The sequence below is a fragment of the bacterium genome (genome assembly GCA_028820935.1).
In the GTDB taxonomy this organism is placed as follows: domain Bacteria; phylum Actinomycetota; class Acidimicrobiia; order Spongiisociales; family Spongiisociaceae; genus Spongiisocius.
The window spans coordinates 21,306-34,158 of record JAPPHZ010000018.1; the positions used below are offsets into that span (position 1 = coordinate 21,306).

Annotated in this window: 14 protein-coding genes; 6 read left to right on the top strand and 8 right to left on the bottom strand. The window is 67.5% G+C overall.

All coding sequences use genetic code 11. The features are described 5' to 3' along the window. Positions 1-5: 5 nt before the first annotated feature. Genes OXM57_03665 through OXM57_03680 form a run of 4 tightly spaced genes read right to left on the bottom strand, consistent with a single transcriptional unit; the run spans position 6 to position 4,393 of the window. On the bottom strand, positions 6-644 hold the full coding sequence (locus OXM57_03665; GenBank protein ID MDE0351767.1) for a hypothetical protein: 639 nt from the start codon (positions 642-644) through the stop codon (positions 6-8). Beyond that, positions 641-1,888 carry a (Fe-S)-binding protein gene (locus OXM57_03670; protein MDE0351768.1) on the bottom strand — a complete coding sequence of 416 codons (1,248 nt, stop codon included), beginning with the start codon at positions 1,886-1,888 and terminating at the stop codon, positions 641-643. Before OXM57_03670 ends, OXM57_03665 begins: the two co-directional genes overlap by 4 nt. A gap of 1 nt (position 1,889) precedes the next feature. Next, positions 1,890-2,972 carry an FAD-binding oxidoreductase gene (locus tag OXM57_03675; protein ID MDE0351769.1) on the bottom strand — a complete coding sequence of 361 codons (1,083 nt, stop codon included), beginning with the start codon at positions 2,970-2,972 and terminating at the stop codon, positions 1,890-1,892. Beyond that, positions 2,969-4,393, bottom strand: a complete 1,425-nt coding sequence (locus tag OXM57_03680; protein MDE0351770.1) for an FAD-binding protein — start codon at positions 4,391-4,393, stop codon at positions 2,969-2,971. Before OXM57_03680 ends, OXM57_03675 begins: the two co-directional genes overlap by 4 nt. 69 nt (positions 4,394-4,462) lie before the next feature. Here OXM57_03680 and OXM57_03685 point away from each other — a divergent pair, with 69 nt between their 5' ends. Further along, complete coding sequence (locus OXM57_03685; protein ID MDE0351771.1) at positions 4,463-4,723, top strand: NifU N-terminal domain-containing protein; 261 nt, start codon at positions 4,463-4,465, stop codon at positions 4,721-4,723. 3 nt (positions 4,724-4,726) lie between these two features. Here OXM57_03685 and OXM57_03690 read toward each other — a convergent pair whose 3' ends face one another. Beyond that, the gene (locus tag OXM57_03690) at positions 4,727-5,515 is read right to left on the bottom strand and encodes a hypothetical protein (protein ID MDE0351772.1); all 789 of its coding nucleotides are present in this window, start codon (positions 5,513-5,515) and stop codon (positions 4,727-4,729) included. 195 nt (positions 5,516-5,710) lie between these two features. Here OXM57_03690 and OXM57_03695 point away from each other — a divergent pair, with 195 nt between their 5' ends. Together OXM57_03695 and OXM57_03700 are read left to right on the top strand one after the other, a co-directional pair. Next, a complete protein-coding gene (locus tag OXM57_03695; GenBank protein MDE0351773.1) occupies positions 5,711-6,328 on the top strand; it encodes a hypothetical protein in 618 nt (205 codons plus the stop codon). Positions 6,329-6,507: 179 nt separating this feature from the next. After that, positions 6,508-6,858 carry a hypothetical protein gene (locus OXM57_03700; protein ID MDE0351774.1) on the top strand — a complete coding sequence of 117 codons (351 nt, stop codon included), beginning with the start codon at positions 6,508-6,510 and terminating at the stop codon, positions 6,856-6,858. Positions 6,859-6,950: 92 nt separating this feature from the next. Here the strand turns inward: OXM57_03700 and OXM57_03705 are convergent, their stop codons facing one another. The 3 genes from OXM57_03705 to OXM57_03715 form a co-directional block, all read right to left on the bottom strand. Then, positions 6,951-7,979, bottom strand: a complete 1,029-nt coding sequence (locus OXM57_03705; GenBank protein ID MDE0351775.1) for a glutamine synthetase beta-grasp domain-containing protein — start codon at positions 7,977-7,979, stop codon at positions 6,951-6,953. A gap of 375 nt (positions 7,980-8,354) precedes the next feature. Beyond that, the gene (locus tag OXM57_03710; protein ID MDE0351776.1) at positions 8,355-8,747 is read right to left on the bottom strand and encodes a Rid family detoxifying hydrolase; all 393 of its coding nucleotides are present in this window, start codon (positions 8,745-8,747) and stop codon (positions 8,355-8,357) included. Between the two features lie 93 nt (positions 8,748-8,840). Further along, complete coding sequence (locus OXM57_03715) at positions 8,841-9,203, bottom strand: iron-sulfur cluster assembly accessory protein (GenBank protein ID MDE0351777.1); 363 nt, start codon at positions 9,201-9,203, stop codon at positions 8,841-8,843. Positions 9,204-9,434: 231 nt separating this feature from the next. Between OXM57_03715 and OXM57_03720 the strand changes: the two genes are divergently transcribed. The 3 genes from OXM57_03720 to mnmA all read left to right on the top strand — a co-directional run bounded on the left by OXM57_03720 (position 9,435) and on the right by mnmA (position 12,839). Further along, complete coding sequence (locus tag OXM57_03720; protein MDE0351778.1) at positions 9,435-10,574, top strand: Mrp/NBP35 family ATP-binding protein; 1,140 nt, start codon at positions 9,435-9,437, stop codon at positions 10,572-10,574. 82 nt (positions 10,575-10,656) lie between these two features. Beyond that, positions 10,657-11,790 (top strand): cysteine desulfurase family protein, encoded by a 1,134-nt coding sequence (locus OXM57_03725; protein MDE0351779.1) that lies wholly within the window; start codon positions 10,657-10,659, stop codon positions 11,788-11,790. Beyond that, entirely contained in the window at positions 11,787-12,839 is a 1,053-nt protein-coding gene (mnmA, locus tag OXM57_03730) for a tRNA 2-thiouridine(34) synthase MnmA (protein ID MDE0351780.1), read from the top strand. The genes OXM57_03725 and mnmA overlap by 4 nt, the downstream gene beginning before the upstream one ends. The last annotated feature ends 14 nt before the right edge of the window (positions 12,840-12,853 follow it).

Genomic DNA, 12,853 nt, shown 5'->3' on the forward strand with positions numbered 1-12,853 from the left:
GCCGCTCAACCGGTCCGGTATTCCAGGATGACGAGGAGCATCCAGGGCGCGTAGAGCAGGGAAGGGACGTTGCCGGCGATCCACGGGTAGCGGGGTGCTCCGTATTGGAGGGCCGGCCAGGCCAGCGCCAGGGCGATCAGGCCTGCCGGCAAGGCCCGGTTGCCCACCACGCCCAGATAGGCCGGCACGAGGTCGAACAATTCGGAGAAGCGGGCCAGAGTCGAGGTCGCAAGGCCTGCCAGCCGGCCGGTCACCCAGATGCCGACCAGAATGGCCGGCACCCAGGTGAGCAGCGTCTCCCACGGCTCGGCCTCCACCCGCAGACCGGAGGGCCCGAGGCCCCACTCGGTGGCCATCCCGACAACCGCCGCGCCGAGCATCAATACCGCTACCCCGACCGCCAGGACTTCGGACTCGGGCGGTGCCAGGTCGAGCGCGAGCAGGCCGAGCCCACCCAGGGCCAGCCCGATCCCCATTCCTGCGAGTCCGGTGCCTATGACCGCCAGGACCACCCCGAGCACCATCCGGAGCGACTGCATGCCGATGGTTGCCCACCGCCAGACCTCGGAACCGGGCTGGAGGATCTGGGGGAGCAGCTCCAGGAGGTTCCGGCGCCGCCGGTCGTATGGCGGGTAGTCGGTCACCGGACGGCCGCCCGTCTCCCGGCTCGCTGCAGTGCCTCCCAGTAGAGCTCCACCGGATGAGCGACCCGGGCCGCATGCCCGAGTTCGTTCAGATACGTGCGCAACTGTATCTCGCATCCAGGATTGGCGCTGGCTACGAGAAGGGCTCCGGTCGCTTCCACCTGTTCCGCCTTCGAGGAGCCGAGGCGGCGCGACATCTCGGGTTCCAGCAGGCTGTAGATGCCCGCCGCGCCACAACACAGGCCGTTCGGGTCGATCTCGACAACGGTCAGCCCGGCCGCGGCCAGGATTGCTCGGGGCTGGTCGGTGATCCGCTGCACATGCCGGAGATGGCATGGGTCCTGTACCGCCACCAGGCCGCCACCGGTGCTCAATCGGGGAAGCCTCCCGTCGGTGATCGCCTCCGCCACCACCTCGTTCACATCGGCCACCCTCGCGGCGAGTTCCTCCCCGCCGTCGACCCAATGGGCGTATTCCTTCATGTGTGCCCCGCATCCGGCCGAGTTGACGACCACCAGATCCACACCTCGGAAGGCCGCCATGTTCACGGATGCCATCTTCCGGGTGTCGTCCGCCCAGCCGTCATGCGCGGCGAGCGCTCCGCAACAGGTTTGACCCCGGGGTGAGACGACCTCCCACCCGGCCGCTGCCAGCAGCTCGACGGTGGCCGTGTGCACATCTCCGAACCAGGCGTCCATGACGCAACCGGCCACCAGAGCGGCCACCCCCCGTTTCTCTCCCTCTGCGGCGCGGATCCTCCCCACGATCGAGCGAGGCCACCCTTTGAGCGGTCGGAGCCCGCTCAGGTTGCCCCGGATCCGGCGCGGCGCCAGCGTGGTGAGCCGGAACGACTGGGCGATCGATGCGGCCAGCGTCCCGAATCGGACCGCCGTCCGGCTACGCAACAGGCGGGCTGTCACCAGCCGCCGGAGCCGGCGGTCGACACCCGACGTCTGGGCGGCTATCTCGGCTCTCGCGCCCTCCATTGCTCGGCCGAACGGTACGAACGATGGGCAGACGACCTCGCAGGCGCGGCACTGCAGGCATGCCCCCATGATCTCCTCGAAGCGGCTGTCCACGGGTCGTCCGGCGGCGACCGCCGACATCGCGGTCAGCCGTCCCCGCGGCGAGGCGGTCTCGAGTCCGGTCAGCCGGAAGGTAGGGCAGCTGGGCAGGCACAGCCCGCACTGGATGCATGAGGAGAGTTCGTCCGCGCGTGGCGCGTGAGGGGTGACCCAGCTCATCTCAGATCCGGCCCGGCAGGATGCCCCGGTTGATCCTGCGGCCGGGATCGAACAGGTTGACGACGCGCCGCTGGATCTCGATCGATGGGGGCGGCGTTCCCCACGGGTCGAACGCCCCGGCTACCGATGGGGGCGCGTCCAGCATCACCAGAGCGCCTCCGAGGGACTCGGCCCGGCCCCTCAACTCGCCGAGCTCCTCGAGGTCGACCTCGCCGGCGCCGACTGTTACCTCGCCGACTCCGAACTGGGCCAGGTACCTCCAGCCGGGGTCGAGCCGATCGACGATGCTACGCAGGGAGGAGGGAGGGGTCCGCACCGAGAAGCGAACCGCTCCGGCGGGATGGTCGGGCCAATCCAGCCCGGTGGTGGGTTCGGCGTCCAGTGCGGCTGCCTGGCCTGCCACCTCTTCGGGGGTGCCACCGAGGAATACGGCGGCGCTTCCCCGAGTTTCCAGCACGGCCAGAGGGCGATAGGCCACCTCGAGCGCCTCCTCAGGGGACTCCACGGGCACGGTTGCGGACGCCTGTGGGACCGGCCACAACTTGAGGCAGACCTGGGCGATCAGGCCCATGGCTCCGAGGGATCCGGTGGCGAGGCGGGGAATGTCGTACCCGGTCACGTTCTTCACCACCCGGCCACCGGCGGTGACTACCCGGCCATCGCTGGACACCAGGGTCGTCTCCAGCACCCGGTCCCGGATCGGGCCGTACCGGTAACGCCGCCATCCAGACATGGCGGTGGCGATCGCGCCGCCCACCGTGCCGGTTCCGGGTTGCTCGGCCAGCAGGGCGGTCTGGCCCTTCGACGCCAGCATCTGCTCGAGTTCCTCGACCAGCACCCCGGCCTCCACCACCACGGTCAGGTCGTCCGGCTCCCACGCCACCACGCGATCCAGGCCGGACGTGGAAAGGATCACGTCGGAGGTCACCGGGTATCCGATGCCCCGGTGGGAGCCGCCGCCGTGGATCCGGATGCGGTCTCGGCCGGCCGGCAGGTTGGCCATCAGGCCGGCCGCCTCCTCGATGGTCTCGGGCGTGGCGGTCGGTAGGCCCGAGACCCCATCCGCCGAGCTGGCGAGGCTCAAACCCAGGCCCCCACCGGCGGCGGTCGGCCGAAGTCGAAGCATCGTGAGCCCTGCGGCACGATCTTGCCGGGGTTAAGCCTTCCGTCGGGATCGAGAGCCTCGCGGATGCGCGCCTGAGCATCGAGGCCCATCTCGTCGAAGACCAGGTGCATGTAATCCCGCTTCTCCATGCCGATGCCGTGCTCACCGGACAGCGAACCGCCGATGGCTACGCACATCTCGATGAGGTCTCTCCCGGCCGCGTCCACCCGCTCCATGACCCCTGGAACGGAGGCATCGAACGACATGAGCGGATGCAGGTTGCCGTCACCGGCATGGAAGACGTTCAGCATCGGGATGTCGTGACGCTTCGAGATGGCATAGGTCTTCTCTATCGCTTCCACCAGCCGGGTCCGGGGTACCACCGTGTCGTGCAGGTAATAGTCGGGATTCATCTGGGCGATGGCGCCGAAGGCCGACTTGCGACCCAGCCAGATCCGCTTCCGTTCGGCCTCGTCGGAGGCTATCCGGGTCAGGGTGGCCCGATGGGAGACGGCCAGCCGGCGCACCAGCTCGGCCTCGGCGTCCACCGCCGACGGGTGTCCGGTCACCTCGGCGATCAGCACGGCCGCCGACTCGGTGGGAAAACCGGCGTTCGCGAAACGCTCCACCGCGATCGTCATCGGCTGGTCCATCATCTCGAGGGCTGCCGGGATCAGCCCGTTGGCGATGATTCCCGACACGGTGGCGGCCGCATTCTGCACCTCGGGAAAGGCCAGCAGGATGGTGCGGGACGCGGGCGGGTTGGGCAGCAGGTTCACCAGGACGTCGGTGACGATGCCCAGCGTGCCCTCGGAGCCGACCATCAACCCCCGTATGTCGAGCCCGGTCGGATCCGGCGCCGGCCCGCCTATCGACAGGACGTCACCGTCCGATGTCACTATCTCCATCGCCAGCACGTGGTTGACAGTGGTGCCCTCCGCCAGGCAGTGCGGCCCCCCCGAGTTGTTGGCCACGTTGCCTCCGATCGTGCAGACCGACTGGGAGGAGGGATCGGGCGCGTAATGGAGCCCGAACGGGGTGGTATGGATGCTGAGGTCCAGGTTGATGACCCCGGGTTGTACCCAGACGCACCTGTTCTCGACATCGACGGGGCCGATACGGTTCATGCGGGTGGTGACCAGCAGCACGTGGGGCCCGGTGGTGACCGCTCCACCTGCCAGGCCGGTTCCCGACCCGCGCGGCACCACCGGCACGCCGTGGCGCCCGGCGAGGCACATGATCGTGGCCACCTCGGTGGTATTGCGGGGGAAGACCACCAGTCCCGGCTCGCCGCGTACCAGCCCGGAGTCCTTGCCGAACACGTACAGGTCGAGCGGGTCGGAGGCCACCTGCTCGTCACCGAGCCGGCGGCGGAGTTCGAGTTCGAGAGACGGGATCACAGAGCGGAATGGTAGTGGTTAGGGGCTGTGCAACCGGAGCAGGGTTAACATCGCGGCAAAGGAGGTCTGGTGCCGATCGTTCCCCAATACACCCCCAATCCCAACGCGCTGAAATTCAGCGTCGGGGTGGAGGTGGGCGGTCCTCGTAGTTACGTGCCGGCCAACGCTGCAGACGACCCCGTGGCCCGAGAGCTGTTCGGGATCGAGGGGGTGATGAGCGTCTTCATGACCGCCGACTTCGTCACCGTCACCAAGGAACCGGACGCCGACTGGTCCGGCATCTCCCCGGCGGTCGCGGCCATCCTCGAGAGACACTTCCCGAACGCTTAGTCCTCAACGTGTCACCGGCCAGCCGATACCGGCCGAGTCCACTCTCCATGCCAGCTCGGACTCCGGCAGCGGGACTAAATCCGTCTCGGTCGGAGCGGAGATCTCGGGTAGCGAAAGGGCGCGTACCCCGCCGTCCACCTCGACCCGGAGGTCGACTTCCACCCGCTCCACCGGAAGCCGCCGGAAGCCGGTCCCGTCGGGCGCCACTAGCCGGCGGATCAGCACGAGGGCTCGGTAGGTGTCCGGTCCGGTCTGGGTGACCGATCGGGTCCGGGTCCACTCCACATAGGACACGGTGTCGGCGCTGGACGGCTCAGGCGCCACCCCGTGGGGCAGCCGGAGGCCCGAAGCGGCCTGGACCCGCTCGGCCCACACCTCGGACGGGTCGATGGTGAAGAACTCCAGCACCAGCCATTCGGCGGTGCCCGCCAGGGCCCGCTCCGTACCTTCCCGGTCGACCGCCATGAGGTCGGCCTGGGAGAGCCCGGGGGTGACCTCCGGCTCGGCCAGGGCCACGGTGGCCGGCACCGGTCCCTGGTCAGCCACGGGCGGGAGGGTGGTGGTCGTGGCCAGCGGCTCGGAGGCGACGGCAATCGGGGTGACCGGCACCAGATCCGGCGCCGAAGGCCGGTTGATCTGCCGGAACACGACCACGCCCAGCACCACGACGATCAGGCCGGCTGCGATGCCGTAGACCAGTACCTTGCGGTCGGGTTGGGGTGGGATGGTGAGTTGTTCCCACGGTATGTGCTCGCTCACCTGGTCGTCGGTTGCGGGTGGAAGGTTTGGCACGGGCTGACCCTTTCGTTCCTCCCGGTGCCGACGAACATCGCGCGTCCGGACAACATACCCCGAATGCCCCCGCATTAACAGCCCTGCGGGATAACCCGCCGGCCACGGATAACCGGGAAACCGGTCGCGTGCGGACTAACGTTGTTCGCTATGGTGTCCAACCCCGACCCGAGGCCCGGCCGTTGGGTATTGCCCTTGGTAGTGCTGGGAATGATCCTGTTCACCTGGGTCTGGGTGAACCGTCTGGAGCCGCCTGCCGTCGAGATCACGGCCGACGTATCCGGCACTGCTCCGTCCACGACGGCGACCTCGGCGGCCGCTGAGGACACCACCCCCGGTAACGGCGAGGCCGAGACGCCCGAAGACACCACTCCTACGACCCTCCTACCGCCCGAGATCGAGGTGTACCTCACCAACCTGGCAGAGGACAAGACGGCGCTGGCGGCGCTGGTCGAGGAGTTGAACGCTGTCAACGACGCCTGGGAGAACCGGGATGAGACCGGTGTTACCTTCGCCGAGACGGAGGCCGGCATGGTCGCTGCCTCCGAGCGGGCCGTGGTCTTCAGCGAGGCGGTGGAGCTCCACCGGCCACCAGAGGACGTGGCCGGGTTGACCGACGCTCACCAGCGGGTCTACGAGTCGGCGGCCGCAGTTGCAGAAGCAGCAGCCGCCGCCCTGACCGGATTGAGAGCGCCCGACACCGGCGAGGACCGCCGAGCGGCCATGGTGGAGTTCCGGGCCGCAGCGGCCAGCTTCGAACAACAGGTCGACCAGATCAGCGAGATCGTCCGGCAGGGCTTCGGCGCCGCCTGACAGTTCCGGGCACGTTCCCGATGGCCTCTTGCCTGTCCCGACACGCTGGCTACTACTGAGGCTTCGCCGACCAGCCCCCTTGAAACCATCATCGGATAGCGATATATGGAGTGTGGGATGACTAGAAGCAGGATGTGTAGCTCAACACCCATCCCGTGCTCTGGGCTACACTGGCAGCAATGGAGTTAAGCAATATGGACTATGCAGTGGTCGTCGGATTGTTCGGCATCTCGGTCGCTATCTTCTGGCGGGTCGTATTCGTGCTGACCCGAAGCATCGAGAGAAGCCTCGAGGAGTTCAAGGCCCTTACCAACGAGCGCTTCGACCGCCAAGATGCGGCGATCAGGGAAGGCTTCGCCAAGCAGGATGAGCGGTTCGACCGGCAGGACGGGCGGCTGGGCCGACAGGATGAGCGCCTGGAGAGGCACGGCGCTTTGCTACTCCAGTTGGTCAGGGACGTCGGTCTGCTGACCGGCGCGCTGATCGGAATACCGGGCAAGGAAAGAGAGAAGGTCGGCTCCCGCGAGTAGGCCTTACCGGCCGCCGGCAGGGTGCGAAAGAGTAAAGGCCCGATGCGCGCATTGCTGCACGCATCGGGCCTCAGACCACAGGGTCGGTTGGTTCAGGAGGAGGCCGCTCCGCAGATGGTCTCCATGATCAGGCGGGTAACCAGGTAGGGATCGCAGTTCGAGTTGGGACGGCGATCCTCGATGTAGCCCCTCTGGTTCTTGTAGGTGGTCCAGGGGATCCTCACGGATGCGCCCCGGTCGGACACCGCGTAGTTGAACTGGTCGTAGCGCTGGGTCTCGTGCGCCCCGGTCAGCCGCATCTCGATGTCGGCGCCGTAGTTCTTGACGTGCTCCTGCGCGTTGGCGCCCAGAGCCTCGCAAGCGGCGATCACGGCGTCGTAGCTCTCCATCATCTGGCGGGTCGAGACGTTGGTGTGGCATCCCGCGCCGTTCCAGTCACCCGTAACCGGCTTCGGATGCAAGGTCACCTGTAGGCCGTAGTCCTCGGCGATCCGTTCGATCATCCAGCGGGCGATCAGGATCTGGTCGGACACCTCTACGGGCGGCAGCGGCCCGATCTGGTACTCCCACTGCCCTGGCATCACTTCGGCGTTGGTGCCCTCGATCGACAGGCCGGCGTCGATGCAGGCCTGGCTGTGCGCATCCACTACGGGCCTCCCGAAGGCGCGATTGGCGCCCACCGAGCAGTAGTACGGGCCCTGGGGGGCCGGATACCCGCCGAGCGGGAACCCCGGCGGGGGACCGTAGTACTGGCTGGCCGTCGGATCCATCATCGTGATGAAGGTGTACTCCTGCTCCAAACCGAAGATCGGGTTGAAGTCGGCATACTTCTCGTAGGCTTCCACGCAAGCGGCCCGAGTGTTGGTGGGGTGGGGTTCGAAGTCGGGCGTCAAGCACTCGGAGAGCACGAGAATGTCGTCACCGCCGCGGATCGGGTCGGGCACCTGTTTCACCGGCCGGAGCACCACGTCCGAGTCGCCTCCGGGCGCCTGGTTGGTGCTCGATCCGTCGAAGCCCCAGATGCCCGGTTCTTCTCCGTCCTTGAGCACGTTGGTCTTCGACCGCAGGAGCGGGGTCGGCTCGGTCCCGTCCGACCAGATGTACATAGCTCTGTATGCCATACAAGCATCCTCTCATCAAGGGAGTCCCCATGCCGCGGTGAGTAGATCGCTTGGCGAGTGGCCGCCTCAACCCCAGTGCGATCATCGCACCCCCGGCATCTCGGGGCGTGGCGTGGCAAGGCTAGTCCGCCCGATCATGAATCGGAAACGCATGCGTGTTCCGTTCACCTCGGATCAGGCCTGGCCGCGGGCCCGTTTGGTGTCGGATGGTCGAACCCGGTCGCATAGTCGGCCAGGAACCCGGTTGGTGTCGGCCGCGGCCCATGCCTCGCGTCGCGCCCGTTCAACGCCTGTTCGGTGCGGCTCTCGTGATGGGAGGCGGTTGGCGCGTAGCCCGAGGCTTCGGCAAGCCCAGCGGGCCGCATGGACCCAGGCTTAACCCTGGTTCCCGCTCCGCGCCGCCACGATCTCGATCTCGACCCGGAACCCGCCCGGTAGGGCGGACACCTGTACCGCCGACCGAGCCGGGGCACCACCCTCGAAATACTCGGCGTACACCTGGTTGATAGCGGTGTAATCCGCAATGTCAACCATGAAGATGGTGGTCTTCACGATGTCGGCGTAGTCGAGCCCGATGTCTCCGAGCATGGCGCCGATGTTGTTCATGACCTGACGCGTCTGCGCGGATACGTCACCGTCCTCCCGTCCACCCTCCGGTACGAGTGCGACTTGACCCGACAGGAATACCAGGCCGGCGGCCTCGACCGCCACCGAATACGGGCCCAGAGCACCTGGAGCGCTGGGAGTCTTGAGGATCCTCTTTGCCATGGCGATGCCTCCGTTTCTCACGTCAAAGGCTACCGCGCCGGTGGAGGAGGTCGGATGTTCCGGAAGTGTCGCCCGGGATAGGCGGGTCAGTAGCTAGCTGAAGCTGTTCCCGCAACCGCACGACCTGCTGACGTTCGGGTTGTTGATGGCGAAACCCGCCCCCATGAGGCCGTCCTGGTAGTCCAGGGTCGAGCCGCGCAGCAGGTCCACGCTCTGGCGATCGACCACCACGTCGAGGCCATCGAACTCCTCGACCACGTCGGCCTCGGATCTGTCGGAGTCGAAGAACATCTCGTACGAGAAGCCGGAACACCCTCCGGGGCGGACGGCCATGCGCAGGGCTAGCGCCGGGTCCCCTTCGGAGACCAGCAGTTCACGCACCTTGGCAACCGCTCCGTCGGTCAGGGTGACCGCCCTCACCGGTCGGCGCGTGGTGATGTTGACTAGCTGTTCCATCCGGGTACTCCCGATCGACCGTCCGGGCTATCCCTAGGGATCAACCCGACGCGAGCATTATACAAGCGGCTGGCCTGCAACCGAGAGATGACGCGGGAAACTGGCGAATCCCTGCGGCACTGCGACCTTCGTGATCCGGCTTGTCGAAGCTGGTACCAGGACGCTGAGCGTATCGGAAACGCCGTCATTGCCGATAAGGTGGGTCGATCCGACGGATGCGCGGAGACGACCATGCCACAGTCCCTCACCGAAGACCGGATCATGGAGGCCCTGCGAGGGGTGATGGACCCTGAACTCGGTTCGGACGTGGTCGATCTGGGGATGGTGCGCGAGGTCGTACTCGATGAAGGCGTTGTGACCATCGGTCTGGCTCTCACCATCGCCGAGTGCCCGATGCGGGGCCAGATCGAGAACGACACCGTCCGCAGGATCGAGGCCATCCCCGGGGTGGAAAGGGCAGTGGTCGAGACCCGAGCCATGACCAGGAAACAGCGTTCCGAGCTCATGGAGGTGGCTCGCCGCCGCGCCCGGGAGAACGCAGCGCCCACCCGCGTGCCGCCCACCACCAGGACGATCGCGGTCGGCAGTGGCAAGGGCGGAGTCGGCAAGAGTTCGGTCTCCGTCAACCTGGCCCTGGCACTGGGTCGGCTGGGCTACCGGGTCGGGTTGCTCGACGCTGATATCTGGGGGTTCTCGGTCCCGCGGATGCTGGGGACCGACGCCCGGATCGAGGCCGACCCGGATACCAGGCTCATGCAACCGGTCGAGGCCTACGGCATCGAGGTGGTGTCCACGGGCTTGATCATCGAATCGGAGGAGACCGCCCTAATGTGGCGGGGCTTGATGCTCTCCAAAGCGCTGGAGCAGTTCCTCCAGCAGGTCGCCTGGGGCAAACTCGACTACCTCGTCATCGACCTCCCGCCCGGCACCGGCGACGTCCAGATGGCCCTGTCACGCCTCCTTCCACAGTCGGAGATGATCGTGGTGACCACCCCTTCCCTGACCGCCCAGAAGGTGGCGATCAGGGTGGCCGACATGGCTCGCCGCTCCGCCATGCCGGTGGTGGCGGTGATCGAGAACATGTCCTACTTCGAGACTCCGGACGGGCAACGGTTCGAGTTGTTCGGCCGGGGTGGGGGAGAGGCGCTGGCGGACTCGCTCAACGTCCCCCTCATCGGAGCCATCCCCCTGGATCCGGCCCTGGGCGCCGGGGCCGACCGGGGCGAGCCGGTGGTGGTGGTCAGACCCGACGGTGCTGCGGCCCGGGTCTTCATGGAAGTGGCCGGGAGGCTGGTCGGGCTGGTCCCCCCGGCCGAGGCCGAGACCTGCACGGGTCGGATCGCCAAGCTGATGGCGGCGCTCTCTTCGTAGAGCCCGCCCATCCGGCTCGATGACACCGGAATACCCCGGGGGAGGTGCCGTGTTCGGTCCCGGTCGTGGCACAATTCCCACCATGCTCTATCTAGACCATGCCGCGTCCTCTCCCCTTCGACCCGAGGTATGGGCCGCGATGGAACCCTTCCGTCTCGACGTCTACGGCAATCCGTCAGGGAGCCACGCCATCTCCCGTAGAGCAAAGAACGCCCTCGAGGACTCCCGCGACCTGGTCGCCTCGCTCATCAACGCCGACCCGAAGGAGATCGTTTTCACAGGGGGTGGATCGGAGGCCGACAACCTGGCCATCAAGGGCAGGGCGTTCTCGGGCGGACGCCGCGGCGCCATCGTCACGTCGCCCACGGAGCACGACGCCGTCCTCATGAGCGCCGAGCACTGCAACTCCTTCGGATCCGTGGTCACCTACGCGAAGGTGACCACCGATGGCCTCGTCGACCCGGCCGAGGTCGCCTCCCACGTGACAGAGGACACCGCGGTGGTCTCGATCATGATGGGCAACAACGAAACCGGCGTGCGGTTGCCCGTCGAGGAGGTGGCCAAGGCGGTAAGGGCTGCGCACCCCGCGGCCATCGTCCACACCGATGCCGTCCAGGGTTACGTCTCGGAACGGGTGGATGTCGACGCCCTGGGTGTGGACCTGCTGTCTCTCGCGGCGCACAAGTTCGGAGGTCCCAAGGGCGTGGGCCTCCTCTACGTCCGGTCCGGGACTCCTCTTGCTCCCTTGGTCCACGGTGGCGGGCAAGAGTTGGGTCGGCGCTCCGGCACCCACAACGTGATGGCCGTGGTCGGAATGGCGGCCGCCATGGCCGCTCTCGAGGAGGAGCGGGCCTCCTTCCGGGCCCGGGTCAGGATCGAACGCAGCGCCTTCGAGGCCACGCTGGCCGAAATGGTTCCGGACCTGGTCGTCACCGGCGCCGGCGCGCCCCGGATGATCCAGACCAGCCACCTCCGCATTCCCGGTGTTCGCAACGAGATGCTGCTGGTCCGGCTCGACCGGGCCGGGCTGGCCGCGTCCGCGGCCTCCGCCTGCCAATCGGGCGCGGCCTCGGTCTCCCACGTGCTCGAGGCCATGGGCATGAGTCCAACTCTGGCCAGGGAGTGCCTCCGGTTCTCCTTCGGGTGGTCGACCCCGGAGGGTGAGGGCGCCCGCGCGGCCAGACTGGTCGCCGGCGAGGCAGGCGCGCTGCGATGAGAGCCTTGGTGGCCATGTCGGGCGGGGTCGACTCCTCCGTTGCCGCCGCCTTGGCGAAGGAACAGGGCTGGGAGGTCATGGGTGTGACCATGAAGCTCTGGCAGGGTCCGGACGGCGAGGCGCCCACCGCCGGATGCTGCACCGTCTCCGATGCCGAGGACGCCCGGCGGGTGGCCGCCCGGCTGGACATCCCCTACTACGTCTGGGACTACACCGAGGAGTTCATGTCCGGCGTGGTCGGCGGCTTCATCGACGACTACCTCACGGGCCGCACTCCCAATCCGTGCGTGGAATGCAATCGGACGATCAAGTTCTCGCGCCTCCTGGCTCATGCCGACGCCTTGGACTACGACGTGGTGGTGACCGGGCACTACGCCCGGATCACCTCCGATGGCGGGCGCTACCGCCTGTGGCGGGGCGTCGATACCGACAAGGACCAGTCGTACGTGCTCTCGATGCTGGGCCAGGACCAGTTGGCCCGGCTCTGTTTCCCGGTGGGCGACCTGACCAAGGACCAGACCCGCCGGATGGCGGCCCGCCTCGGGTTGCGCACCGCACGCAAGCCCGACAGCCAGGACATATGCTTCGTCGGGCAGGGCAACTACCGCGACTTCCTCGCCGGACAGGGCGTGGCGCCGACCCAGGGTCCGATTATCCATCTGGACGGCCGGCTGTTGGGCGTGCATCACGGCATCACCAACTTCACGATCGGCCAGCGCCGGGGTCTCGGAGTGGCCGTGGGCGAGCCCCTCTACGTGACGGATGTCGATCCCGACGCCGGAATCGTGACCGTGGGTGACCGGTCGGACCTGGCGGTGGACGAGGTAACGGTGGAGGATATGAGCTGGGTGGACCGGCCCGTTGCGGGTTCTCTGCTGGCGCAGTACCGAGCCCACGGCCGGGCCGCACCGGCCGAGGTCTCGCTGGAGGACGGCGTGGCGATCGTGCGTTTTGCCGAGTCCCAGGAGGCCTTGGCGAGAGGACAGACCCTGGCTCTCTACCTCGACGAAGAGGTGGTCGGCGGGGGAATCATCAGGACTACTGCCTGACCGGTGCGGCGGGC